The sequence below is a fragment of the Peptoniphilus lacydonensis genome (genome assembly GCF_900106515.1).
GTDB lineage: Bacteria > Bacillota > Clostridia > Tissierellales > Peptoniphilaceae > Peptoniphilus_A > Peptoniphilus_A lacydonensis.
Window position 1 is genome coordinate 1,418,258 of sequence record NZ_FNWF01000003.1, and the last position, 24,753, is coordinate 1,443,010.

28 protein-coding genes are annotated in these 24,753 nt (G+C 30.3%); all 28 read left to right on the top strand.

Annotated elements, in window-relative coordinates:
• The first annotated feature begins 218 nt into the window (after positions 1-218).
• The 28 genes from ychF (at position 219) to BQ5450_RS08650 (ending at position 24,727) form a co-directional block, all read left to right on the top strand.
• Positions 219-1,307, top strand: coding sequence for a redox-regulated ATPase YchF (gene ychF / locus BQ5450_RS08515; protein ID WP_071126551.1), 1,089 nt, complete (start codon positions 219-221; stop codon positions 1,305-1,307).
• Between the two features lie 8 nt (positions 1,308-1,315).
• Positions 1,316-2,140 carry an HAD-IIB family hydrolase gene (locus tag BQ5450_RS08520; RefSeq protein WP_010244215.1) on the top strand — a complete coding sequence of 275 codons (825 nt, stop codon included), beginning with the start codon at positions 1,316-1,318 and terminating at the stop codon, positions 2,138-2,140.
• Positions 2,141-2,989, top strand: a complete 849-nt coding sequence (ylqF, locus tag BQ5450_RS08525) for a ribosome biogenesis GTPase YlqF (protein WP_071126552.1) — start codon at positions 2,141-2,143, stop codon at positions 2,987-2,989.
• The gene (locus tag BQ5450_RS08530) at positions 2,979-3,596 is read left to right on the top strand and encodes a ribonuclease HII (RefSeq protein WP_071126553.1); all 618 of its coding nucleotides are present in this window, start codon (positions 2,979-2,981) and stop codon (positions 3,594-3,596) included. The genes ylqF and BQ5450_RS08530 overlap by 11 nt, the downstream gene beginning before the upstream one ends.
• On the top strand, positions 3,590-3,949 hold the full coding sequence (locus tag BQ5450_RS08535; RefSeq protein WP_010244208.1) for a YraN family protein: 360 nt from the start codon (positions 3,590-3,592) through the stop codon (positions 3,947-3,949). The genes BQ5450_RS08530 and BQ5450_RS08535 overlap by 7 nt, the downstream gene beginning before the upstream one ends.
• A 125-nt stretch (positions 3,950-4,074) precedes the next feature.
• On the top strand, positions 4,075-4,821 hold the full coding sequence (gene sufC / locus BQ5450_RS08540) for a Fe-S cluster assembly ATPase SufC (RefSeq protein ID WP_010244205.1): 747 nt from the start codon (positions 4,075-4,077) through the stop codon (positions 4,819-4,821).
• A complete protein-coding gene (sufB, locus tag BQ5450_RS08545; protein ID WP_108720828.1) occupies positions 4,822-6,234 on the top strand; it encodes a Fe-S cluster assembly protein SufB in 1,413 nt (470 codons plus the stop codon).
• Between the two features lie 7 nt (positions 6,235-6,241).
• Positions 6,242-7,291, top strand: coding sequence for a SufB/SufD family protein (locus BQ5450_RS08550; protein WP_071126554.1), 1,050 nt, complete (start codon positions 6,242-6,244; stop codon positions 7,289-7,291).
• Position 7,292: 1 nt separating this feature from the next.
• Positions 7,293-8,534 carry an aminotransferase class V-fold PLP-dependent enzyme gene (locus tag BQ5450_RS08555; RefSeq protein ID WP_010244199.1) on the top strand — a complete coding sequence of 414 codons (1,242 nt, stop codon included), beginning with the start codon at positions 7,293-7,295 and terminating at the stop codon, positions 8,532-8,534.
• On the top strand, positions 8,524-8,979 hold the full coding sequence (sufU, locus tag BQ5450_RS08560; protein WP_010244197.1) for a Fe-S cluster assembly sulfur transfer protein SufU: 456 nt from the start codon (positions 8,524-8,526) through the stop codon (positions 8,977-8,979). Before BQ5450_RS08555 ends, sufU begins: the two co-directional genes overlap by 11 nt.
• Before the next feature lie 11 nt (positions 8,980-8,990).
• Positions 8,991-9,386, top strand: coding sequence for an RrF2 family transcriptional regulator (locus BQ5450_RS08565; RefSeq protein ID WP_071126555.1), 396 nt, complete (start codon positions 8,991-8,993; stop codon positions 9,384-9,386).
• Positions 9,387-9,393: 7 nt separating this feature from the next.
• Positions 9,394-10,521, top strand: coding sequence for a cysteine desulfurase family protein (locus BQ5450_RS08570; protein WP_199820678.1), 1,128 nt, complete (start codon positions 9,394-9,396; stop codon positions 10,519-10,521).
• A gap of 4 nt (positions 10,522-10,525) precedes the next feature.
• Positions 10,526-11,809: an AI-2E family transporter gene (locus BQ5450_RS08575; RefSeq protein WP_071126556.1), complete on the top strand. Its 1,284-nt coding sequence runs from the start codon at positions 10,526-10,528 to the stop codon at positions 11,807-11,809.
• A 77-nt stretch (positions 11,810-11,886) separates the two neighbouring features.
• The gene (gene alaS, locus BQ5450_RS08580) at positions 11,887-14,499 is read left to right on the top strand and encodes an alanine--tRNA ligase (RefSeq protein WP_010244188.1); all 2,613 of its coding nucleotides are present in this window, start codon (positions 11,887-11,889) and stop codon (positions 14,497-14,499) included.
• 47 nt (positions 14,500-14,546) lie between these two features.
• Positions 14,547-14,801, top strand: coding sequence for an IreB family regulatory phosphoprotein (locus BQ5450_RS08585; protein WP_010244186.1), 255 nt, complete (start codon positions 14,547-14,549; stop codon positions 14,799-14,801).
• A gap of 57 nt (positions 14,802-14,858) precedes the next feature.
• The gene (ruvX, locus tag BQ5450_RS08590; RefSeq protein WP_010244183.1) at positions 14,859-15,275 is read left to right on the top strand and encodes a Holliday junction resolvase RuvX; all 417 of its coding nucleotides are present in this window, start codon (positions 14,859-14,861) and stop codon (positions 15,273-15,275) included.
• 9 nt (positions 15,276-15,284) lie between these two features.
• Positions 15,285-15,527, top strand: coding sequence for a DUF1292 domain-containing protein (locus tag BQ5450_RS08595; protein WP_071126557.1), 243 nt, complete (start codon positions 15,285-15,287; stop codon positions 15,525-15,527).
• A gap of 8 nt (positions 15,528-15,535) precedes the next feature.
• Positions 15,536-15,994, top strand: a complete 459-nt coding sequence (locus BQ5450_RS08600) for a Fur family transcriptional regulator (protein WP_010244177.1) — start codon at positions 15,536-15,538, stop codon at positions 15,992-15,994.
• Entirely contained in the window at positions 15,994-17,655 is a 1,662-nt protein-coding gene (locus tag BQ5450_RS08605; RefSeq protein WP_010244174.1) for a ribonuclease J, read from the top strand. Before BQ5450_RS08600 ends, BQ5450_RS08605 begins: the two co-directional genes overlap by 1 nt.
• A 42-nt stretch (positions 17,656-17,697) precedes the next feature.
• Positions 17,698-18,354, top strand: coding sequence for an O-methyltransferase (locus BQ5450_RS08610; RefSeq protein ID WP_071126558.1), 657 nt, complete (start codon positions 17,698-17,700; stop codon positions 18,352-18,354).
• Positions 18,341-19,570: a peptidase U32 family protein gene (locus BQ5450_RS08615; RefSeq protein ID WP_071126559.1), complete on the top strand. Its 1,230-nt coding sequence runs from the start codon at positions 18,341-18,343 to the stop codon at positions 19,568-19,570. Before BQ5450_RS08610 ends, BQ5450_RS08615 begins: the two co-directional genes overlap by 14 nt.
• Positions 19,560-20,177, top strand: a complete 618-nt coding sequence (gene udk / locus BQ5450_RS08620; protein ID WP_071126560.1) for a uridine kinase — start codon at positions 19,560-19,562, stop codon at positions 20,175-20,177. The genes BQ5450_RS08615 and udk overlap by 11 nt, the downstream gene beginning before the upstream one ends.
• A gap of 103 nt (positions 20,178-20,280) precedes the next feature.
• Positions 20,281-20,868, top strand: a complete 588-nt coding sequence (gene infC / locus BQ5450_RS08625; protein ID WP_234347010.1) for a translation initiation factor IF-3 — start codon at positions 20,281-20,283, stop codon at positions 20,866-20,868.
• An 11-nt stretch (positions 20,869-20,879) separates the two neighbouring features.
• Positions 20,880-21,071, top strand: a complete 192-nt coding sequence (gene rpmI, locus BQ5450_RS08630; protein WP_010244161.1) for a 50S ribosomal protein L35 — start codon at positions 20,880-20,882, stop codon at positions 21,069-21,071.
• A 12-nt stretch (positions 21,072-21,083) separates the two neighbouring features.
• Complete coding sequence (gene rplT / locus BQ5450_RS08635) at positions 21,084-21,434, top strand: 50S ribosomal protein L20 (RefSeq protein ID WP_010244159.1); 351 nt, start codon at positions 21,084-21,086, stop codon at positions 21,432-21,434.
• A 63-nt stretch (positions 21,435-21,497) separates the two neighbouring features.
• Positions 21,498-22,826, top strand: coding sequence for a TrkH family potassium uptake protein (locus tag BQ5450_RS08640; RefSeq protein WP_071126561.1), 1,329 nt, complete (start codon positions 21,498-21,500; stop codon positions 22,824-22,826).
• 2 nt (positions 22,827-22,828) lie between these two features.
• A complete protein-coding gene (locus BQ5450_RS08645) occupies positions 22,829-23,479 on the top strand; it encodes a potassium channel family protein (RefSeq protein ID WP_010244155.1) in 651 nt (216 codons plus the stop codon).
• A gap of 159 nt (positions 23,480-23,638) precedes the next feature.
• Positions 23,639-24,727: a DUF3048 domain-containing protein gene (locus BQ5450_RS08650; protein ID WP_071126562.1), complete on the top strand. Its 1,089-nt coding sequence runs from the start codon at positions 23,639-23,641 to the stop codon at positions 24,725-24,727.
• The last annotated feature ends 26 nt before the right edge of the window (positions 24,728-24,753 follow it).

Genomic DNA, 24,753 nt, shown 5'->3' on the forward strand with positions numbered 1-24,753 from the left:
CATTATACAATAAAAAATATTTAATTGGAAGTTTTCCCTATTCTTTTGACAAAATTTAAGAATTAAATAATTATAAAAGTGTATAGTTTATTTTTCACGTTTATAAAAATAAAATTTTCGGCGAAATAAAATTAATTATAAAAACTTTAAAGGCAGAAAATAAATGACTTATTAGAAGTTCTTGTGATATAATTTTATTTTGAAATGGAGGTTTTCTAATGAAACTTGGAATTGTTGGACTTCCCAATGTTGGGAAATCTACTTTATTTAATGCTCTTACAAGTGCTGGTGCAGAAGCTGCAAATTATCCTTTTGCAACTATTGAGCCAAATGTTGGCGTTGTAAATGTGCCTGATGAGCGTTTAGATGTTTTGGCAAAACTTAGTAATTCAGAAAAAGTTGTTCACACTAATATAGAGTTTTATGATATAGCAGGACTTGTTAAAGGAGCAAGTAAGGGCGAAGGGCTTGGAAATCAATTTCTTTCTAATATCCGTGAAGTTGATGCAATAGTTCATGTTGTTAGATGTTTTGATGACGAAAATATTATTCATGTCGATGGTTCTATTGATCCAATACGTGATATTGAAAATATAAATTTAGAGCTTATTTTTTCAGACCTTGAGCAAATTGAAAATAGATATGGAAAAGTTGTAAAAAAATCTAGGGCAGAAAAATCTCTTGCTAAGGAAAGAGATTTACTTGAGAAAATAAAAACGGCTCTTGAAGAAGGAAAATCTGCAAGAGAAGTTGAAATTGATGAGGAAGAAGAAAAAATCATAAAAAATTATGCTCTTTTAAGTGCAAAGCCTGTCATATATGTCTGCAATGTAGCTGAAGAAGAACTTTCTAATGATGATAATGAATATGTGAAAAAAGTTAGGGAATATGCAGAAAATGCTGGCGACGAAGTTGTCGTAATTTCTGCAGAAATTGAAGCTGAAATTGCATCTTTAGATGAAGATGAGAAAGAACTTTTCTTAGAGGAGCTTGGTCTTGATTCATCTGGTCTTGATAAATTGATTAAGTCAAGTTACAAACTTTTAGGTCTTATTTCTTTTCTTACAACTGGCGAAATGGAAACGAGAGCTTGGACAATTAAAAGAGGATCTAAAGCTCCAACTGCTGCTGGAAAAATTCACACAGATATGGAGAGAGGATTTATTAAAGCAGATACTGTAAGTTACAAAGATCTTGTTGATTCTGGCTCAGTGGCTGCGGCAAGGGAAAAAGGACTTATAAGAAGTGAAGGCAAAGATTATATTGTTGAAGATGGTGATGTAATTGTCTTTAAGTTTAATGTATAGGTGATTTCGTGATAAAAATAGTTTCTATGGATTTAGACGAAACTCTTCTAAATTCAGACAAAGTTATGACAAAAAGTTTTTATAATTTTGTCGACAAATTAAAATCAAATAATATAATTCCTGTGGTTGCAACGGGAAGAGAATATTATTCTGCTCATAAATTTGTAGGAGATGTAGATATTGATCTTATTTGTAACAATGGAAATGTCATAAAAGACAATTTAACTGGAAAAGTTGAATATGTGAATCCAATTAATAAGGAAGATTTAAAAAGCGTTATGGCTTTTGATGACAATAAAAATATTTATACATCTCTTCACATTGCAACTGACAACGAAATTGATTTAGTTTATAAGAGAAAAAATTTTGAAAATTTTGAAGGAACTTATATTGACGCTTTTAGAAATAGAAATTTAGCTCTAGACGATTTTAATAAATTAGAAGGAAAGCCTCTATCAATTGTATTTGCAGGCAGTCACGATGATTTAGTTGAACTTAGAAATAGAATGAAAAAAGAAATTTCTGATAGATTCAATTTTCATATTATGAGAATAAGAAGAGAGCCAAAGTGGATGCTCGAAGTTCTTCAAAAAAATGGCGACAAGTTTTATGGGATAAAAAAATATGCGGAAAATAGAAATATTAATTTAGATAAAGTGGCTGCAATTGGAGATGATTCTAACGACATTATGCTTATTAAAAATGTTGGTCTTGGTATTGCTATGAAAAATAGTGTAGATTCTCTTAAAGATGTAGCAGATGTAATTTCTGACTTTGACAACAATAATGATGGAGCAATAAAAATTTTGAACAAGGTTATATTTGGTGGTTAAATGAATATTAATTGGTACCCTGGTCATATGAAAAAGACCATAGAGGACATAGAAAAGAAATTAAAACTTGTTGATTTTGTTATTGAGATAATTGATTCGAGAATTCCTTATTCAAGTAGAAATCCTCTCTTTGATGAACTCTTAAAAAATAAAAAAAGACTTTTAATTTTTAATAAATCAGATTTGTCCGATCCTAAATTAAATGAAGAGTGGATGAAAAAATTAACTGATGAAAATAATTTTGCAATTTCTTATAATGCAACAAAACCCAATGTAAATATTGTTGTAAAAAAGGCAGAAGATTTAATGAGCGAGGAAATAAAAAAATATGAAGAAAAAGGGCTAAAAAAGGGGCCACTTCGTGCTATGATTGTGGGAATACCAAATTCTGGTAAATCTACTTTTATTAATTCTATATCAGGCACAAAATCTGCAAAAACTGGAAATAGACCAGGAGTTACAAAAACTAATCAGTGGATAAAAATTCATCCAAAACTTCATCTTTTAGATACTCCAGGAGTTTTGTGGCCAAAGTTCGAAGAAAATGTTGGCCTAAATCTTGCTTTTACTGGTGCAATTAAAGATGAAATTATGGATAGAGAAACTCTTGCACTTAAATTAATAGAGAAACTTGTAAAAATTGATTCAACTTTAATAGAAAATAGATATAATTTAAAAAATATAAAAGAACTTTCTTCAATAGAAATAATGGACGAAATTGGTAAGAGAAGAGGAGCTCTTATGCGAGGTGGATTTATTGATTACGAAAAAGTTTCTGGAATTATTTTAGATGAGTTTAGAAAGGGTCTAATGGGAAAGGTCACATTGGAGGGGCCAAATGAATTTTGAAAAATTTGAAGATGATTATTATAAAAAGGGATATAAAAATATTTGTGGAATAGATGAGGTTGGAAGAGGGTGCCTTTTTGGAGATGTAGTATCTTGTGCAATAATTATGCCAAAGGGTGATTACATTGAAGGAGTTAATGATTCTAAAAAGTTGACTCCAAAAAAGAGAGAAGAGCTCTATACAAAAATTTTAGAAAGTTGTGTTGCTGTTGGAATTGGAAGGGCGGATGCAGACATAATTGACAAAGTAAATATAAAAATGGCAACACATATTTCAATGATCAATGCTCTTGAAAATTTAAAAGATAGTGAAGGGAAAAAAGTGGAAGCTGATTGTGTTTTAATAGATGCAGAAACTATTAAGACTGGTATTTTTCAAAAAGCAATTATTAAAGGAGATGAAAGTTGTTATTCCATTGCTTGTGCATCTATTATTGCAAAAGTTTATAGAGATAATCTTTGTAAAAGATGGGCAGAAAAATATCCCAATTATGGAATTGAAAAACACAAAGGCTATGCTACAAAATATCACAGGGAAGCTTTAAAAACTTATGGGCCAAGCGATATGCACAGAAAAACTTTTTTAAAAAATATAAAATTATGGTAGGACACAATTTATATTTTGGTAATCGTGGAGAGGATATTGCCACAAAATTTTTGGAGAAAAAAGGTTACATAATATTAGAGAGAAATTATAGAGCACTTGGAACTGAAATAGATATTATTGCAAGAGATAAAGATGAAATAGTATTTGTTGAAGTTAAATCAAGAAATTCTAGAAAATATGGGGATGCTTATGAAGCAGTGACTGAATTTAAAATGAAAAATATAATACAGACTGCTACTGCATATATTATGGAAAAATCTCTCTTCGATATAATGGTTCGATTTGACATTATAGAAATTTATTTTAATGAAAAAGAAATAAATCACATAGAATCTGCATTTATACTTTCTTAAACTAGGTTAAGCCTAGTTTTTTTATTTTTGGAAATTTATTTGAAAATTAAAAAACTTGTGTTATTATAGTTAATAGAAAAAACATAGTAATTTTGTATGAATTATTTTTTATAAATGGAGGAAGTATGACAGAGTTATTAAGAGTAGAGAATTTAAGTGCAGGCGTTGAAGATAAAGAGATTTTAAAAAATATAAATTTAAAAATTAATTATGGAGAAGTTCATGTAATTATGGGTCCAAATGGGTCTGGGAAATCCACACTTGCCAATGTAATAATGGATAATCCCGTTTACAATGTGACAAGTGGAAAAATATTTTTAGATGGTGAAGATATAACAGATCTTTCAACGGACAAGAGAGCTAATAAAGGACTTTTTATGTCTTTTCAAACTCCAGAGGAAGTGCCAGGGATTTCAGTTGAAAATTTTATAAGAACGGCTAAATCCTTAAAAGAAGATAAAAATATTTCAATTTTAAAATTTAAAAAGCAAATTAAAGAAGAGATGGAAGAATTAAAAATGGATTCTTCTTACGCAGAGAGATATTTAAATGTTGGATTTTCTGGTGGAGAAAAGAAGAAGAATGAGATTCTTCAAATGCTCATGCTAGATCCAAAACTTGCAATTTTAGATGAAACTGATTCAGGACTTGATGTTGATGCTACAAGAATAGTATCAAATGGAATTGAAAGATTTTTAGATAAAGATAATGCAGTTTTAATTATTACTCACCACAAAGAGCTTATAGATAATATAAAACCTGATTTTGTTCATGTAATTTTAGATGGACAAATTGTAAAAGAAGGGGACGCTTCTCTAATAGATAAAATCGAAGAAGAAGGATTTAATTGGATAAGAGAAGAGGTGAAATAATTGACTAAAAAAGAAAAAACTTATTTAGAAGAAATGGATCGTGGTGTCTATGACATCAAAAATAAATTCACTTATAAATCAAAAACTGAAAAGGGACTTACAGAAGATATTGTAAGACAAATTTCAAAGGAAAAAGAAGATCCAGCGTGGATGTTGGAGAGCAGGTTAAAAGCTCTTAAAATTTTTAATGAAAAAGAAAATCCAAAATGGGGTCCAGATATTTCTGAAGTTGATATGAATGAAATTACAACTTATATTAGGCCTGATGCTGAAATGTCAGACGATTGGAAAAATGTCCCTGATGATATAAGAGATACTTTTGATAAACTTGGAATACCTGAAGCTGAAAAAGAAGCGATGCTATCTGGTGTTGGTGCACAATATGATTCAGAAATTGTATATCACAATGTTCAAAAATATCTTTCAGATCAAGGAGTAATTTATACAGATTTTGAAACTGGTTTAAAAAAATATCCTGAAATTGTAAAAAAATATTTTAGCAAATGTATTAAGCCATCTCTTCACAAATATGCAGCACTTCATTATGCTGTTTGGAGTGGAGGATCTTTTGTATATGTTCCTAAAGGAGTAAATGTTGATATACCTCTTCAATCTTATTTTAGATTAAATGCTCCAGGAGCAGGTCAATTTGAACACACTCTTATTATTGTGGAAGATGGAGCATATTGTCATTTTATAGAAGGTTGTTCTGCTCCAAAATACAATGTAATTAATTTACACGCAGGAGCTGTTGAACTTTTTGTGGGAGAAGGTGCAACTCTAAGATATTCGACAATAGAAAACTGGTCAAGAAATATGTATAACTTAAATACTAAAAGAGCAATTGTAGAAAAAGATGGAAAGATTGAATGGGTTTCTGGATCTTTTGGATCAAAAGTTTCAATGCTCTATCCTGGTTCAATTCTTGTTGGAGAAAATGCAAGCAGTGAGTTCACAGGGATTTCCTTTGCAGGAGAAGGACAAAATCTTGACACAGGTGCACAAGTTATTCACGCTGCTCCAAATACAAAATCAACTATAAACACAAAATCAATTTCAAAAAGTGGAGGAATTGCAATTTATAGAGGACTTGTTGATATAAAAGAAAATGCAGTGGGAGCAAAAAATTCAACATCTTGTGAGTCCCTAATGCTTGACAATATATCTAGGTCAGATACTATTCCTACAATAAAGATTGAAAACAACGACATAGATATTGGGCACGAAGCAAAAATTGGAAGAATTAGTGATTCTGTAATTTTTTATTTGATGTCAAGGGGAATTTCTGAACAAGAGGCAAAAGAAATGGTAGTTAGAGGATTTGCAGAGCCAATTGCAAAGGAACTTCCTATGGAATATGCAGTTGAGATGAATAATTTAATTAATCTTGAACTTGTAGGATCAATTGGGTAGGTGAAACATGACAAATATTATTGGAAATGAAATTGCTTTTAAAACTTTTAGTTATTTAAAAGTAAATGAAACTGAAATAAAAATTCCAGAAATAAAGGGAAAATCATATAAAGAAGCTGGAGAAAAAAATCCAAATGAAATTTCTGAATTTGAAAATATAAAATATGGAATTTCAAATGAAGTGCTAGAGTTAAATAGAAAATATTTAAATTATTATAATTTATATAAAACTTCTTTAGAGGAAGAGAAAGAAGATTTTAAGCTTTTAGAATTAGACGACAATTACAATGAACTTTTTGATCTTCACGATATAATTGCAGAAAAAGATTCTAAAATAAAAGTAATAATTGATTACACTTCTTATGGCGAAAATAACAAATTTAGGAATTCTGTAATTAGAGTCCTTGCAAAGGAAAATTCAGAGGTAGAGCTTTTTATAATAGCAAGGGATGACAATAGATCGCTTGTGCTTGAATCAATTGGGGTTTACACAGAAGACGGTGCAAAGGTAGCTGTACACCAATATGAACTTGGAGCATCAAAACTATACACAAATTATAAATGTGAACTTATTGGAGAAAACTCCTCTTCAATTGTAGATTCAATTTACTTTGGAAAAGAAGACGAATATTTAAATATGAACTACGATATGATTCACAGAGGAGAAAAAACTGAATCTGATATTTTAGTAAATGGAGCACTTAAAGATAATTCTTCAAAGAATTTTAAATCCAATTTACAATTTATTGAAGGAGCAAAGGGCGCAGTTGGTGCAGAAGAAGAATATTCTATTTTACTTGATGACACAGTTCGTTCAGTATCAGTACCGCTAATGCTTGCACATGAAGATGATGTAGTAGGAAACCACGCGTCTAGTGCTGGAAAACTTGATATGGACCAAATTTTTTATCTAATGAGTAGAGGAATTAGTTTAGAAGAAGCGGAATCTCTAATAGTTGAATCAAAATTTTCTCGTGCAATTGATTCATTAAATAATGAAGAATTGATAGAAGAAGTTTGGAACTCTGTTAGAAAAATTATAAAGAGAGGGAATTGAAATGTTTACAAAGACAGAAATTGAAGAGATAAGAAAAGAGTTTCCCTTTTTAGAATTAAAACCAAATGGGAAAAATATTGTCTATTTTGACAATGGAGCAACAACTCAAAAACCTCGTGAAATTATGGAAAACATAAAAAACTTTTATGAAAAAGAAAATGGAAATCCTCACAGAGGTGCACATTATCTAGCAATGAAGTCAACAGAAGTTTATGAAAATTCTAGAGAAAAAGTTCGTGAGTTTATTGGTGCAAAAAAAGCTAGTGAAATTGTATTTTTGAGAAATGCAACAGAAGCTATAAATTTATTGGCATATTCTTATGGGCTTAATAATTTAAAAGATGGCGACGAAATTTTAATTTCAATTATGGAACATCATTCTAATTTAGTTCCATGGCAACAAGTTGCAAAGAAGACTGGTGCAAAATTAAAATATCTTTATATAGATGAAGATAAGCAAATTCCATTTTCAGAAATAGAAGAAAAAATTACAGAAAAGACAAAAATTTTATCAATAACAGGTGCATCAAATGTTGTTGGTACAAATCCAGACATTAAAAAAATTGTTGATTATACAAGAAAACATTCAGATGCAAAAATTATTTTAGACGGGGCACAACTTGTTCCTCATAGAAAAGTAAATGTCAGTGAACTTGATGTTGACTTTTTAGCCTTTTCTGGTCATAAGATGTATTCTGCACTTGGAATTGGTGTGCTTTATGGAAAAGAAAGTTTATTAAATGAAATGGAACCTTTCTTATCTGGTGGAGATATGATTGAATATGTTTATGAAGACCACACAACTTTTTTAGATGCACCACAAAGATTTGAAGCAGGAACTGCAAATGTTGAAGGAGCAGTAAACCTTTCAGCAGCAATTGATTTTATAAATAAATATGGAATGAAAAAAATTGATGAGTATGAAAGATATTTAACTGATTACGCTTATGAAAAACTAAAAAAATTAGATTATCTTGAAGTTTATACTACAAGTGATAAAAATAGAGCTCCGGTTATTTCTTTTAATTTTAAAGAAGCTCATCCACACGATGTTGCATCAATTTTAGATACTTTTGGAATTGCAATAAGGTCAGGCCATCACTGTGCACAACCACTTCACAGATTTTTAGGATCAAATTTTTCTTGTAGGGCAAGTTTTGCAATTTACAATACCACAGAAGAAATTGACTATTTTGTAGAACATCTTGATGATGTAAGGAGGATTTTAGGAATTGAATCTTGATAGTATTTATACAGAATTAATTTTGGAACACTCTAGAAACAAACATAATAGGAGAGAATTGGAAAATTATACACACAAAGAACTTGGACATAATCCAAGCTGCGGTGATGAAATTACTCTTGAACTTAAAGTTAAAGATGGAATAATAGAAGATATTTCTTATACAGGTCATGGCTGTGCGATTTCTCAAGCATCTACTTCCATTATGTGCGACAATGTCAAAGGTGTTTCTGTTGAAGAAGCAATTGACAGGGCGAAAAAATTTATTGGAATGGTAAAGGGCGAAGTTACAGATCCAGATGAACTTGAAGAACTTGATGATGCAATTGCCTTTGAATCCATTAAAAGTCTTCCTGCAAGAGTAAAATGTGCAGTTCTATCTTGGTATACTCTAAAGGATATGTTAGAAAATAATAAAGAAAAAGGATCTTTTATTCCTTCATAAGAGGTGATTAGATGAAACTTTCTACAAAAGGTCGTTATGGTCTTATGGCAATGTATAATTTAAAAGAAAATATTGGCAAAGGGCCAAGATCATTAAAAGATATAGCAAAGGATGAAAATTTATCTGAATCTTATTTAGAACAACTTTTTTCCCTTTTAAAAAAAGCAGGTCTTGTAAAATCAACAAGGGGAGCAGGAGGAGGATATGTACTTGCTAAAGATCCTAAAGATATTCCAATAGGAGAAATTATAAATGCACTTGAAGGAGATATATCTCTTTCTTGTTGCGATCTTGGTAAAAATGAAAATTGTGGAAAACTTTCTGATTGTGCAACAAGAGATATTTTATCAAAGCTTCAAGGGAAAATTGAAGGTGTAATGGAATCAATGACATTGGCAGATATGTGAGGTATTTATGATTTATATGGACAATGCTGCTACTACAAAAATAACAGAGAATGTTTTTAACGAGATGCTCCCATATCTCAGAGAAAATTATGGGAATGCATCTTCTATTTATTCTCTGGGACAAAAATCAAAAGCAGCAATAGAAAATTCGAGAATAAAAATTGCAGAAATATTAAAAGTAAAACCAACTGAAATTTATTTTACGGCGTCAGGATCTGAATCTGACAATTGGGTTATAAAAGAAACATTGAATCAAAAAGAAAAAAATCATATAATATCATCAAAGATAGAACATCCAGCTATCTTAAATTCTTTAAAATCAGTTAAAAAAAAGGGAACAGAGTATTCTCTTATTTCAGTTGATAAAGATGGCTTTGTAAAATTAGATGAATTAAGTGAAAGTATAAGAGAGAACACAAAATTAATATCTATTATGTTTGCAAATAATGAAATAGGAACAATCGAACCAATTGCTGAAATTTCAAAAATCGCAAGAGATAAAAATATTTTGTTTCACACAGATGCAGTGCAAGCAATGGGAAATATTAATTTTAATTTAAAAGATCTAGACGTTGATATGCTTTCTATATCAGGGCATAAGATTGGTGCACCAAAGGGTATTGGAATTTTATATAAAAAAGATAATGTAAAAATAAATCCTTTTATAAATGGTGGGGAGCAAGAAAGATCAATGAGGGCGTCTACGGAAAATGTGGCATCAATTGTTGGAATAGGAAAAGCAATTGAAGATGCTTATGAAAATATTGACGAGGATATAAAATATACAAGAGAATTGAGAGATTATACTATTGAAAAGCTTCTCAACATAGATGGGATTATTTTAAACGGTTCCAGAGAAAATAGACTTCCAGGCAATATTAATATAACTCTAAAAAATGTAAAACCACAAACAATGGTTCAGTTTTTAGATATGTATGATATATGTGTTTCTTCGGGATCTGCTTGTGCAGCAGGAAGTATAAATCCATCTTATGTTCTAAGAGCAATTGGAAGAAGTGAAGAAGAATCTCTTTCCATGCTTAGATTGTCACTTAATCGAGATAATACAAAAAAAGAATGTGATTTTGTAGTGGAAAAAATTTTGGAAGGAATGAAAAAGTTCAAGAGCAGGTGATAATATGTTGGAACAGATTTCTGGCAATGCTTCTAGATTTATGATTTATGCAATTGCAATACTTTCTATTATCCTAGTTTTTTTGGCTATTTATTATTTAATAAATATAGGAAATAAACATATAGAAAGTAAAAAGAGAATAAATTTAGATCTGCCCATAATAATAAAAATATTTTTTGGAATTTTAATTTTTTATTCCATAATTGTTATTTTTAAAAAATTTTCAATACTTGGATACACACTTTCCTGCGTGATTATAGCAGTGATTTTTGCATATATTATAGACCCACTTGTAAATTATCTCGAGAGAAAAGGGATTAAAAGGCAATTTGGCGTAATAATAGTTTATATAACAGTTATTTTAATTTTCGCAGTACTTATAATTTCAGTGATACCAAAAACTATTAATGAAATTTCAAATTTACTTACAAGTTTGCCAGACATGGTTGACACTCTTACTAAGAATGTTAACGGCTCTATGTCAGAATTTTTTGCCAAATTCAACGTTGAACTTCCAGATAATTTTATAGATGTATATAAAAAATCAAATCCAAAAGTGGAAGGTAATGTAGAAACGCCTGAAATTGTATCAAGTATTTTAGATTCCATAACTAAAGCTGTAAATAAACTAGTAGGAAACATGCAAGAATCTCTTATGAAATCTGCATCAAATTTACTTTCAAAATTATATGGCCTAGTAACTGGTGCCTTTAGACTTTTATTAGTATTGATTTTTTCTTTTTACTTTTCAGTGGACAAAGAAAAATTTACTTTAAAATTAAAAAAAGCAATACCAAATAAGCACAGAAAAGACGTAACATATCTAGTGACAAGAATTGACACAGCACTTCAACAATTTATTAGAGGAAGACTTTTGATGGCAATTTTTGTTGGAGTTCTAACGATGATTTATTTACTAATTCTTAGAGTGGATTTTGCAATTATAATTGGACTTATAACTTGTGTTGCAGACATAATTCCATACATTGGTCCATTCTTAGGTTGTGCACCTGCAGTTTTATTCGCATTTATGGATTCTCCTATAAAAGCACTTTGGGTACTTATTTTATTTGTTTTAATTCAATGGGTTGAAAATAATATCTTAGCACCGAAATTAATTGGAAATAGCACAGGCCTTAGTCCACTTATAGTTTTAATTTCAATAATAATTGGTGGAGGATTATTTGGAGTTTGGGGAATGGTTATTTCTGTTCCTATAACTTCAATAATATTTATACTAGTTGATTTTGTTAAAATAAAATACAATGACAGATATAGCGTTGATTGACAATAATAAGCTTTATAATTATAATATTTATAGCACATCCTCCCATGGACTGGGAGGATTTTTAATAGGAGTTGTATATGAAATATTTAGGGTTACACGATATAAGGACAGAATTTTTAAAATTTTTTGAATCAAAAAATCATTTTATACTTCCAAGTTTTTCACTAATTCCAAAAGATGACAAATCACTACTTTTAATAGGAGCAGGAATGGCACCAATGAAAAAATTTTTTACTGGAGAAGAAGTTCCACCTGCAAAAAGAGTTACAACTTGTCAAAAATGTATTAGAACTGGTGACATAGATAATGTAGGGCTTACAGATAGACATGCTACATTTTTTGAAATGCTTGGAAATTTTTCCTTTGGAGATTATTTTAAAAAGGAAATAATCCCTTGGGCATGGGAATTCTTGACAGTGAATTTAGAAATTCCAAAAGAAGATTTGTGGGTTACTGTTTATTTTGAGGACGATGAAGCTTACAATATTTGGAGAGATGTAATAGGAATTCCTGAAGAAAAAATAATTAGATTGGGAAAAGAAGATAATTTTTGGGAACTTGAAGTTGGCCCATCAGGTCCTTGTTCAGAAATTTATGTGGACAGAGGTTTAGAATATGGATCTGAAGAGGAAAAACCAGGTGATGAAGGTGATAGATTTATTGAAGTTTGGAATTTAGTTTTTACACAATTCGATAAAGATGAATCTGGTAATTACAATTCACTTTCACATCCAAATATTGACACTGGAATGGGGCTTGAGAGAATTGCGACAGTTTTGCAAAAAACTGAAAATATTTTTGAAATTGATGCAATAAAAGATATTATAGAAGAAATTGCAAAAGTTTCTGGGAAAAAATATGGAGAAGATAAAGATTTAGATATTTCTTTTAGAGTTATAACTGATCACATAAGGGCCATGACTTTTATGATTTCTGATACTGTTGTGCCTTCTAATGAAGGAAGAGGTTATGTACTTAGAAGACTTATAAGACGAGCTGCAAGACATGGTAGAAAGCTTGGTATTAAAAAAGCTTTTCTATTTGAAATTGCAGATATGGTGATTGACTCTTGGGGAGATCAGTACGAAGAATTAAAAGAGAATAGAGAGTCTATTAAAGAAATAATTAGGAGAGAAGAAGAAAAATTCTTAGAAACAATTGATGGTGGACTTGTAAGATTAAATGCAAACATAGAAGAAATGAAAAAATCAAATTCAAAATTTTTAGATGGAGAAAAAGCATTTAAACTTTATGACACTTATGGATTCCCAGTGGACTTGACAGAAGAAATTTTAAAAGAGGAAGGCTTTGATGTAGATATGGAAGGCTTTCAAAATGAAATGGATCTTCAAAAGAAAAGAGCTAGGGATGCAAGAGATGACTCCAATGTTGGTTGGTCAAACCAAGATAACAAACATCTCTTTGAGGGTCTTCACAATGAATTTTTAGGCTATGAAAAAGATAAGTGCAGTGGAAATATTATAAGAATAATTTCAAATGATAGAATAGTAGATTCTCTAGATAAAGGTGAAAAGGGAATTGTAATTTTAGATAAAACTACTTTTTATGGAGAAAGTGGTGGTCAAGTTGGAGATACTGGAGAAATTATTTCTGATAAATTTAAATTGAAGGTCACAGATACTAAGAAAACTAAAGATGGACTGCATCTTCACTTTGTTGAAGTTGTAGAAGGAAAATTAGAGAAAAATCGTGCAGAAGTTATAATTGACTCAAAGAGAAGAAATAATATTAGAAGAAATCACTCAGTAACACATCTTCTTCACAGAGCTTTAAAAGATGTACTTGGAAATCATGTAAATCAAGCTGGTTCTCTTGTTATGGATGATAGAATGAGATTTGATTTTTCCCATTTTGAAGCAATGACTAGAGAAGAAATTGAAAAAGTAGAAAATATTGTAAATGAAAAAATATTCGAATCACTTCCAGTTGAAACCAAAGTTACAAATCTTGAATGCGCTAAAAAAATGGGTGCAATAGGTCTTTTTGAAGACAAATATCATGATGAAGTTAGAGTTATTTCCATGGGAGATTACTCACGAGAACTTTGTGGTGGTACTCATGTAAAAAACACTTCTGAAATTTTGATGTTTAAAATATTATCTGAAAATGGAGTCAGCAATGGAATAAGAAGAATAGAAGCTATTACTGGGCCTGCAGTATATAATTATTTAAATTCCTTAAAAAGCGAACAAGATGAAATAGCAAGGGAATTAAAATCTAATAAAGATGAAATTATTTCAAAGATAAAGTCAAATAATAAAAGTTTAAAAGAAATGGCTAAAGAAATAGACAGGCTTGAACATGAAATGGCAAAAGATCAGATTTCTGGAATTTTAGATTCAGTTAGAGAAAAAAATGGTATAAAATACGTAACAAAGAAATTCGAAGGAGTTGATGTGAATACTCTTCGTGATTTAGCTGATGAAGTGAGAAATAAACTTGGATCAGTTGTAGTTTTATTTGCAACTGTAAATGATGATAAATTAAATTTTGTATGTGCAGTTTCAAAGGATCTTGTTGAAAAGAAAATTGTAGCAGGTAAACTCATAAAAGAAATTGCAAAAGTAGCCGGTGGTGGTGGAGGTGGAAGACCTGATATGGCAACCGCCGGTGCCAAAGATTTAAACAAGATTGATGAAGCTCTAAATAAAATAAGTGAATTATTATAATATTATCAAAATAGATATTTTATGATATAATCTATTTGGAGGCAATTATGGATCAAAACAATAATACACAAATTTTTGAAAAAAACATTTTGGAACAAGAAAGAATTAAGAGTATTTTAAAAGTTGTTTACAATGCTCTAGAGGAAAAAGGATACAATCCTTCTGACCAAATTATTGGATATATATTATCAGGCGATCCAACTTATATAACAAGTCATGATAATGCAAGATCCATGATACAAGAAATAGAGCGTGACGAGCTTTTACAAGAGATGCTAAAAGTTTATTTGGAAAAATTTTGAGATGGCTAGACCATCTCTTTTACATATTATATATGTACCTGTAAAGGTTGTGGTTAAATGAATAAAGTTTTAGGCTTAGATGTAGGAGATGTGTGGATTGGAGTTGCAATAAGCGACCCTCTTATGATTACTGCACAACCTCTTACTACTATAAAAAGGGAATCAAATAAAATAGCCTATGATAAAATTCATGACATAATAAAAGAAAATAATGTAGAAAAAGTAGTGGTAGGTCTTCCCAAGAATATGAACAATACTATTGGACCTCAAAGTGAAAAAGTCATTAAATTTGCAGAAAAATTAAAAAATAAATACAAAGTTGATATTGAGTATGTAGATGAGAGAATGACTACTTTAATGGCAGAGAAAGTTCTAATAGAAGGTTCTGTTCGAAGAGAAAATAGAAAAAAATATATAGATAAAATTGCAGCAACATACATTTTGCAAAGCTATCTGGATAGAATTAATTTATAGGTGATAATAGTGGAAAAGATAAAATTGTATGATGAAAATAATGAGAAAGTTGAATTTTTTGTAGATGCAAAATTTTCAATTGACGATACAGATTATGTAGCACTCTATACAGATGAAGAAGAGCCAGAAATCTATATATTAAAAGTGGTAGAAGATGAGTTTGGAAATGAACTTCTTGCCGGTATAGATGATTATGAGTTAAATGAAGCAAAAAAAGTTTATGAAGAACTTTTAGATGAAATAGATGGGTGATTGACTGTATGGATTTAAATACTGATCCTGTAAAGAAGATTCTAAAGGACGCAGGATATAAATATACAAAACAAAGAGCTAGGGTCTATGAAGTTTTTTTGAAAAATCAAGATAAACATCTTACCACAGAAGAAGTCTATAATTTAGTGGCTGAGAAAGATCCTGAAATGGGAATTGCAACTATTTATAGAACTGTTCAATTGTTTCACAAATTAGGAATTTTGGATCAAATTGCTTTTGATGATAATATTCTTAGATATGAACTTAGATTAAAGCAAGAAGGACATAGACATCATCATCTTGTGTGCTTAAATTGTGGCAAAGTAGAAGAATTTGATGCCGACGATTTAAATGAATTGGAAGAAGAAATAGAAAGAGAAAAGAATTTTAAGATTATTGACCACACTCTAAAATTTATGGGTTATTGCGAAGACTGCCGCCACAAATTTGAGGAGAAGGCAAATTAATGAGAAATACAAATAAAGTGAAGATTATTCCACTGGGAGGACTTCACGAGATTGGAAAGAATCTAACGGTCATAGAATATAGAGATGATATTATTATTGTCGATTGTGGTATGACATTCCCAGAAGATGAAATGCTTGGTATTGATGTAGTAATACCAGATGTAACTTATTTGGAAAATAATAAGGATAAAATAAGAGGACTTGTGCTAACACATGGTCATGAAGATCATATTGGTGCAATTCCTTATGTTCTTAGAAAATTAGATTTAGATATTTATGGTACTGCTCTTACAATTGGTCTTTTAGAAAATAAATTAAAAGAACATAGACTTTCAAGAGATAAACTTCATGTTGTAAGTGCAGGAAACGTAGTAAAACTTGGCAAAATGGAAGTTGAATGGATAAATGTAAATCATTCTATACCAGATGCTTGTGCACTTGCAATAAAAACTCCTCTTGGATATGTTTATCACTCTGGAGATTTTAAAGTAGATTTTACACCGATTAGTGGAAAGCCAATCGATCTTACAAGAATTGCAGAAATTGGTGAAAAAGGTGTACTTGCAATGATTGGAGAAAGTACGAATGTACTTAGACCAGGCTACACGATGAGTGAGTCAAAAGTAGGGGAAACATTTAATAGACTTTTTCAAAATCTTTCAGAAAACAGAATTATTATTGCAACTTTTGCATCAAATGTTCATAGAGTTCAACAAATAATAAATTCTGCAGAAAAATATGGTAGAAAAGTTGTACTATCAGGTAGGTCTATGATAAATGTCACAGAAACTGCGAAAAAACTTGGACAGTTTAGAGTTAAGAAAGATACATTTGTAGATATAAAAGACATGTATAAATATGATGACAGTGAGATTGTTTTAATAACCACAGGTTCACAGGGCGAACCTATGTCAGCTTTAACTAGAATTGCTTATGGTGAGCACAGAAAAATAGAACTTACTCCAAATGATGCTATAATTCTTTCTGCAACACCAATACCAGGTAATGAAAATGCAGTTACGAAAGTTATAAATAGACTACTCGAAAGAGGAGCAAAAGTAATATATGAAACTCTATCAGAAATTCACGTGTCTGGTCATGCTTGTCAAGAAGAATTAAAACTTATTTTGAGCTTAATTAAACCAAAATATTTTATTCCAGCTCATGGAGAAGTTAGACATCTAATGAAACATGCAAAAATTGCAGCACAAATGGGAATACCTGAAGACAATATTTTTATAATGGAAAATGGAAATTGTCTTGAAATTTCGCAAAAAGATGCAAAACTTGTAGGAGATGTTCCTTCTGGCAATATTTTAGTTGATGGTCTTGGAGTTGGAGATGTTGGAAATATCGTACTTAGAGATAGAAAACATCTTTCAGAAGACGGACTTATAATTGTAGTTATAACTATAACAAAAGAAGGCAAAGTTGTTTCTGGACCAGATATTATTTCAAGAGGATTTGTATATGTTAGAGAGTCTGAAGATTTGATTGAGGATGCAAAAAATGTTGTCAGAAAGATATTAAAAGAGGAATCTAATGAAAATTTAAAGGATTGGAATGGATTAAAGTCTGACATTAGAGATAATCTTAGATCATATATTTTGAAAAATACAAAGAGAAATCCTATGATTTTGCCAATTATTATGGAGGTTTAGGATATTTAGGGAATCTATAAGGTTCCCTTTTTTAGAGGAATTATGCCAAATATAAATTATGATTATATAGAAAATTATTTAAGAAATTTAAAAGAAGTTCACGATGAAAAACTTTTGGAAATGATTGAGTATGCAGAAGAAAATCATGTTCCAATTGTAGAGAGGGAAAGTGAAGAGTTTATAAATTTTTTAATTTCAATGAAGGAACCAAAAAAAATTTTAGAACTTGGGACTGCAATAGGTTATTCATCAATTTCTTTTGTGAAGAGAAATAAATGTATAAAAAAATTTGATACTGTTGAGTTAAATTCTGAAATGGTAAAAATTTCTAGGAAAAATATTTCTAGTGAAGGTTTAGATGAAATTATAAGTGTCCATGAAAGTGACGCTTATGATTTTTTGGAAAATTTAGAAGAAAAATACGATTTAATTTTTATAGATGCTGCAAAGGGGCAGTACAAAAAATATTTTGATTCTGCTTTAAAAAATTTAAATAGAGATGGTATTATAATTTGTGACAATGTTTTATTTAAAGGAATGGTCGCAGAAGATAAGCTCATTGTGAGGAGAAAGAAGACTATTGTTAAAAGACTTAGGAATTTTTTAAGTGATATTTCAGAAGATGATAATTTTATATCTTCTGTTGTCCCCATAGGAGATGGGATACTTTTAGTTAGGAGAAAAGATGAAGAAAATTGAACTTTTAGCACCAGCTGGTGATATGAATAAATTAAAAACTGCAGTAGAGTATGGAGCTGATGCTGTTTATCTTGGTGGAGAAAGCTTTGGGCTTAGAAAGGCTTCAAAGAATTTTTCCGTGGAAGATATAAAGTGGGCTACAAATTATTTGCACGAAAGAGGAAAAAAGATCCATGTAACTTTAAATATTATTCCTCACGACAAGGATATAGTTGGAGTTGAAGAATATATTGAAAAATTAAATGATATTGGTGTTGATGCATTAATTGTTGCAGATCCTGGTATGTTTATGAAAGTTAAAAAGGTTGCACCTAATTTTCCTATTCACATTTCTACACAAGGTTCTGTTACAAATGTAGAAACGGTAAAGTTTTGGAAAGACCTTGGAGCAGAAAGAGTTGTAATGGCTAGAGAACTAAGTTTAGAGGAAGTTTCTGATATTATAAAAAATGTTGGAGATGAAATTGAAATTGAAACTTTTGCTCATGGTGCTATGTGTATGTCTTATTCTGGAAGATGTCTTCTTTCGAATTATATGACTGGAAGAGATGCTAACATGGGCGATTGTGCACAGCCTTGCAGATATAAATATCATCTTGTTGAGGAGAAAAGACCTGGAGAATATTTTCCAATAGAAGAGCATGATGAAGGTACTTTTATAATGAATTCTAAAGATTTGTGTATGATTGAACACATTGACGATATGATTCGTGCTGGAATTTCTAGTTTAAAAATTGAAGGCAGAGTTAAAAGTGAGTACTATCTTGCAACAGTTATAAGATCTTATAGAATGGCAATTGATGCATATTATGAAGACCCAGAAAATTATAAATATGATCCATATCTTTTAGAAGAAATTAAAAAAGTAAGTCACAGAGATTTTACAACTGGTTTCTTTTATGGAAAAGCTAATGAGAATTCTCAAGTTTATGAAGATAATTCTTATATAAGAGGTTATGATTTTGTTGGGATTGTTTTAGATTATAATAATGATACAAAGGTTGCAACCATAGAACAGAGAAATAGGATTTTTAAGGGAGAAGATATAGAAATTTTTGGCCCTGGTATAAAACATTTTAATTATAATATACAAGAGATGTATGATGATAAAGATAGAGAAATAGAAGTTGCAAATAAAGCTAAGCAAATTTTTAAAATAAAAATAGATAAACCTGTCAAAAAGGGATTTATTTTGAGGAGAGAGAATGACGAGTAAAGCTTGTATTATTGGGATTTGCGGAGGAAGTGGCAGCGGTAAGAGCACTGTTACTAAAAAATTAATAGAACTTATTGGGAGAGATAATGTTTCTGTAATTGAGCAAGATTCTTATTATAAAGATCAATCTAATTTGAAATTTGAACAGAGAGTAAATACAAATTATGATCATCCACTTGCCTTTGACAACGATCTTTTGTATAATCATTTAAAACTTTTAAAATCTGGAAGAGAAATTGAAAAACCTATTTATGATTTTGCACTTCATAACAGAAAAAGAGAAAGAGAAATAGTCTTTCCAAAGCCAATAATTATTTTAGAAGGCATTTTAATTTTTAGTGAAGTGAATTTAATTGACATTATGGATATAAAAGTTTTTGTAGATACAGACTCTGATGTTAGAATTATCAGAAGGATAAAAAGAGATATGAAAGAGAGAGAAAGGTCACTTGATTCAGTTATTGATCAATATATGAAGACTGTTAGACCTTCTCATCTTCAATTTGTTGAACCTTCAAAGAGGTATGCAGATGTTATTATTCCTGAAGGTGGGGACAATGAAGTTGCAATAGATCTTTTATATCAAAAAATAAAATCTTTAGTGTAAAATGTTTGACAATTAATAAACTTTGTGTTATCATATCGTTTGTTATTAAAGAAGAAGTCCGCTTCTCACCTAATGGCGAAGTCATTTAGGTTATTTTAAAATTATGATGAATTTGCGGGCATCTTTGTGTGCTCGCTTTTTTAATTTACGGAGGTGCTTAGAAATTAAAGAACTTCAAATTAATGAAGAGATAAGAGAAAGGGAAGTCAGATTAGTAGATGATGAGGGCAATCAATTAGGTGTTGTTGCTACAAATCAAGCAATCGATTTGGCTATATCTAAAAGACTGGACTTAGTTAAAGTTGCGCCAAACGCAAAACCACCAGTGTGTCGTTTAATGGATTATGGTAAATACAGATACGACATGGAGAAAAAAGAAAAAGAAGCAAGAAAAAAACAAAAGGTAATCAATATAAAGGAATTAAGACTTACTCCCAATATTGAGGATCACGATTTAAATACAAAAGCTAATAGAGCTATTGATTTCTTAAAAAATGGTGATAGGGTTAAAGTTGCAGTTAGATTTAGAGGTAGAGAAATGGGTCACACTGATCTTGGACGCGAAGTTCTCGATAAGTTTGTAGATTTAATTTCTGAGTATGGAGTTGTGGACAAAAAACCTAAGATGGAAGGAAGAAATCTAGTGATGTTCCTTTCAGAAAAAAAAGACAATGACAAGTCTGATAAATAAGGAGGATTTTTATGGCAAAGATGAAAACTCACAGAGCTTCCGCTAAGAGGTTTAAGAGAACAGGTTCTGGCAAGCTTAAGAGATTTTATGCTTATAAAGGACATTTAACAGGTAAGAAAACTGCTAAAAGACTAAGAAAACTTAGAAAAAGTAGTACAGTTTCTAAAGGTGATCAAAAGAGAATCGATCACATGATTCCTTAATAGGAGGTAAAGATGGCTAGAGTAAAAAGAGGCGTTAACGCCAAAAAAAGACATAAAAATATTCTAAAGCAATCTAAAGGATATTTTGGTGCTAAATCAAAATTATATAGAACTGCAAATCAAGCTGTTATGAAATCTCTTAACTATTCATACATCGGTAGAAAACAAAGAAAAAGAGATTTTAGAAAACTTTGGATTGCAAGAATTAATGCAGCTGCAAGACTTAATGGAATGAGCTATTCAAAATTTATTTCAGGTCTTAAAAAGGCAAATATAAATATTAATAGAAAAATGCTTTCTGAAATGGCAATTAATGATCCAGAAGGTTTTGCAAAATTAGTTGATGTTGCAAAAGAACAATAATTAGGACTCCCTTTGGGAGTCTTTTTCCATTTAAATTTTAAAAAATTGTATAATGAGGATATTATGATTAGAAGATTAAAAAAGAATCCACCTTTAATAGTTTGTCTTTCTTTTTTTGCACTAATTTTATTGGGAGCTATTTTATTAAATCTTCCAGCAGCAAGTGCAAATGGAGAAAGTATAGGCTTTTTAAATGCGTTTTTCACATCAACTTCAGCTTCATGTGTCACAGGTCTTATTGTGACTAATACGGCAACTCAGTGGACTGCCTTTGGTAAATGTGTAATTATTATTTTAATTCAAATTGGTGGGCTTGGAACTATGGTGTTTTTATCTCTAATTGCCATGGTTTTAAACAAGAAAATTGGAATATCTGAAAGAAGAATTATAAGAGAACAGACAAATGCTGATACAAGCAAGGGAATTATTAGACTTGTAATTTATATTATAAAATTTAGTTTGATTGTGGAACTAATTGGGGCAATTTTACTTTCAACAAAATTCATTCCAGACTTTGGGCTTAAAAAGGGAATTTTATTTTCGCTTTTTCATTCGATTTCAGCTTTTTGCAATGCTGGATTTGATATTATTGGAAATTCGCTTTCAAATTATGTTTCTGATTTTACTGTTAATATTGTAATTTCACTTTTAATAATTTTTGGTGGACTTGGGTTTACAGTTTTTATTGATATTTACAAAAAAAGAAAATTTAAGAATCTAACGCTTCATTCTAAAATAGTTGTTTCAATTACAGCAATATTGATTCTTGTTGGAGCAATTGCATTTTTCTTAATTGAACATGATAGTCCATCAATGGAAGGGTTGAGTCTTAAAGGTAAGATTTTGTCTTCTCTTTTTATGTCTGTGACATCAAGGACTGCAGGATTTAATACGATAGACATAGGGAAGATGCAAGAGGGTTCTTTGATTGTTACTATTATGTTAATGTTTATTGGAGCATCTCCGGCGTCAACTGGTGGAGGAATTAAGACGACTACTTTTGGAGTGTTATTGTTTTCTACTATTTCTGTTTTAAGAGGAAATGAAGATACAGAAATATTTCACAAAACTATATCTCGCGACGCACTTTTGAAGTCTTTGTGTATATTTTCACTTGGAAGTGGAATAATTATACTTGCATCACTAGTTATTACAATTATTGAACATGGACAATTTTTGTATATAGATATATTATATGAAATTGTTTCAGCTTTTGGAACAGTTGGTATAAGTAGAGGCATTACTGGGAATTTGAGTTCTTTTTCAAAAGTGATTTTAATAGTATTAATGTATCTTGGAAGAGTTGGAGCAGCAACTTTAGGTATAGGAATTTTAAATAGAAAGACAAAGAAGCATACGAGATATTCAGAAGGTAAAATTATAGTGGGGTAATTATGAAGACATTTATTGTATTTGGATGTGGTAGATTTGGTTCTACTGTTGCCACGAGATTGTATGAATTGAAAAATGAAGTTGTAGCAATAGATTTAGATCAAGAAAAAATTGATTTAATTTCTGAAAAAGTAACTGAGGCAATTGTATGTGATCTTGAAGATGAGAAAGCAGTGGAAGAGCTTGCACTTAAAAATTATGATGTTGCAGTTGTGGCAATTGGCGAAAATTTAGCTGCTGCAATAATGGCAGTTCTCGCATCTAAAGAAGCTGGAATTGATAGGGTTATTGCAAAGGCACCGTCTTATAGATTTGGTAAAATTTTATTGAAATGTGGTGCAGATAAAATTATATTTCCTGAGAGAGATATTGGGTATAGACTTGCAAATAATTTGTCAAATGACAGTTTGTTGGATTCTAATGAAATATCTAAAGGATATAGTATTTATGATTTTAAAGCAATTCCAAAGATGAATGGAAAAGAAATAAAGGAACTAAGACTTAGAGAAGATTACAATTTTAATTTGTTAATGGTAAAAAGAGAAGGAGAAAATTTTGTAAATCCAGAATCTAATTTTAAAATTAAAGAGGAAGATATTTTAACAGTTTTAGGTTCAAATAAAGATATTAAAAAATTTACAGAGGAAAATTAATTGTAGGGCTGCATATTTTGCAGCTTTATTTTTTATATGGAAATATTTTTAAATAGTTTCTGAAGTTTAGATTTTTTGTCATAAAAGTTTATGCACTATTTACATATTTAATGATATAAATTAAAATAAAATAGATAAAGTGAGAAGAGAGGTAAAAAATTGAAAAAATTACATAAGATTATGATTTGTGCTGCTATGGCAATGACATTGGTGGCATGTAATCAAGATACAACAAATAAAAAAGCAGAAGTAGAAACAAAAAAGGAACCAGAAAAAGTAGTTTATTATTCGCCACTTAGGCATGAAGAAACAAAAGAAGATATATCAAAGAATAAAATTTATGCAGTTATGATAGATAATCACGATGATGCAAGACCACAATCTGGACTTGATCCTTGCGATGTTATTTATGAATATCGTGCTGAGGGCGAATATACAAGATATATGCTTTTATTTCAACAAAATTATCCAGATGTAATAGGACCAGTTCGCTCTGCAAGACCTTACTTTGTTGATACAGCAAAGGAATATAATGCTGTTTACATTCATTGGGGCGGCAGTGAAGCTGGACTTGCTGAAATTCACAAGAGAAACGTTGTGGACTTAGATGGAATTGCATTGGAAGGAATAATTTTTCATAGAAACAAAGATGTGGGGAAATTTGCTCCTCACAATGGATATATTGCACTACCAGAAATGATTGAGTATTTAAATAAAAAAGATATAAATACAATGGATAACAACGCATCACTTTCCTTTAAAGAAGATGATGAAAAGGCAAAAGGAATTGATGTAAATGAAATTGAATTAAACTTCAATCCAAGGTATAAGACAAAGTTTATTTATAATGCCAATACAAATAAATATCAATACAATAGACAAGGAGAAGTTGTTATAGATGAATCATCAGGAGTTGAAATTGGTACGACAAATGTTTTAGTACTTTTTCAAAAGGCAGTTGTCGCTGGTCCTAAGGGAACATTAAAATTAGACAACATTGGCAGCGGGAAAGGTCTTTTTCTTCAAGGGGGAAAACTAAGTGAGATAACTTGGGAAAAAGCAAATGAAGATGCTAGGACAATTTTTAAAGATGAAGATGGAAATGAAATTAAATTTTATCCAGGAAAGACTTTTATTTCAGTAGTTGATGATGAAAGTCATGTATTTTATGAAAAACCAATAGATGAAGACGCATATTCAAATCAAAATAATAATGGCGAAAATGCACAAAAAGTGGAAAATAAATAATTTTAAAAGAGATTTTTTTGGGTAGA

What these genes read in the sequence shown, in the direction of transcription:
- ychF (WP_071126551.1), top strand. Translation starts at nt 219, where the DNA reads ATGAAACTTGGAATTGTTGGACTTCCCAATGTTGGGAAATCTACTTTA.
- ylqF (WP_071126552.1), top strand. Translation starts at nt 2,141, where the DNA reads ATGAATATTAATTGGTACCCTGGTCATATGAAAAAGACCATAGAGGAC.
- BQ5450_RS08530 (WP_071126553.1), top strand. Translation starts at nt 2,979, where the DNA reads ATGAATTTTGAAAAATTTGAAGATGATTATTATAAAAAGGGATATAAA.
- BQ5450_RS08535 (WP_010244208.1), top strand. Translation starts at nt 3,590, where the DNA reads ATGGTAGGACACAATTTATATTTTGGTAATCGTGGAGAGGATATTGCC.
- sufC (WP_010244205.1), top strand. Translation starts at nt 4,075, where the DNA reads ATGACAGAGTTATTAAGAGTAGAGAATTTAAGTGCAGGCGTTGAAGAT.
- BQ5450_RS08550 (WP_071126554.1), top strand. Translation starts at nt 6,242, where the DNA reads ATGACAAATATTATTGGAAATGAAATTGCTTTTAAAACTTTTAGTTAT.
- BQ5450_RS08555 (WP_010244199.1), top strand. Translation starts at nt 7,293, where the DNA reads ATGTTTACAAAGACAGAAATTGAAGAGATAAGAAAAGAGTTTCCCTTT.
- BQ5450_RS08565 (WP_071126555.1), top strand. Translation starts at nt 8,991, where the DNA reads ATGAAACTTTCTACAAAAGGTCGTTATGGTCTTATGGCAATGTATAAT.
- BQ5450_RS08570 (WP_199820678.1), top strand. Translation starts at nt 9,394, where the DNA reads ATGATTTATATGGACAATGCTGCTACTACAAAAATAACAGAGAATGTT.
- BQ5450_RS08575 (WP_071126556.1), top strand. Translation starts at nt 10,526, where the DNA reads ATGTTGGAACAGATTTCTGGCAATGCTTCTAGATTTATGATTTATGCA.
- alaS (WP_010244188.1), top strand. Translation starts at nt 11,887, where the DNA reads ATGAAATATTTAGGGTTACACGATATAAGGACAGAATTTTTAAAATTT.
- BQ5450_RS08585 (WP_010244186.1), top strand. Translation starts at nt 14,547, where the DNA reads ATGGATCAAAACAATAATACACAAATTTTTGAAAAAAACATTTTGGAA.
- ruvX (WP_010244183.1), top strand. Translation starts at nt 14,859, where the DNA reads ATGAATAAAGTTTTAGGCTTAGATGTAGGAGATGTGTGGATTGGAGTT.
- BQ5450_RS08600 (WP_010244177.1), top strand. Translation starts at nt 15,536, where the DNA reads ATGGATTTAAATACTGATCCTGTAAAGAAGATTCTAAAGGACGCAGGA.
- BQ5450_RS08605 (WP_010244174.1), top strand. Translation starts at nt 15,994, where the DNA reads ATGAGAAATACAAATAAAGTGAAGATTATTCCACTGGGAGGACTTCAC.
- BQ5450_RS08610 (WP_071126558.1), top strand. Translation starts at nt 17,698, where the DNA reads ATGCCAAATATAAATTATGATTATATAGAAAATTATTTAAGAAATTTA.
- BQ5450_RS08615 (WP_071126559.1), top strand. Translation starts at nt 18,341, where the DNA reads ATGAAGAAAATTGAACTTTTAGCACCAGCTGGTGATATGAATAAATTA.
- udk (WP_071126560.1), top strand. Translation starts at nt 19,560, where the DNA reads ATGACGAGTAAAGCTTGTATTATTGGGATTTGCGGAGGAAGTGGCAGC.
- infC (WP_234347010.1), top strand. Translation starts at nt 20,281, where the DNA reads ATGATGAATTTGCGGGCATCTTTGTGTGCTCGCTTTTTTAATTTACGG.
- rpmI (WP_010244161.1), top strand. Translation starts at nt 20,880, where the DNA reads ATGGCAAAGATGAAAACTCACAGAGCTTCCGCTAAGAGGTTTAAGAGA.
- rplT (WP_010244159.1), top strand. Translation starts at nt 21,084, where the DNA reads ATGGCTAGAGTAAAAAGAGGCGTTAACGCCAAAAAAAGACATAAAAAT.
- BQ5450_RS08640 (WP_071126561.1), top strand. Translation starts at nt 21,498, where the DNA reads ATGATTAGAAGATTAAAAAAGAATCCACCTTTAATAGTTTGTCTTTCT.
- BQ5450_RS08645 (WP_010244155.1), top strand. Translation starts at nt 22,829, where the DNA reads ATGAAGACATTTATTGTATTTGGATGTGGTAGATTTGGTTCTACTGTT.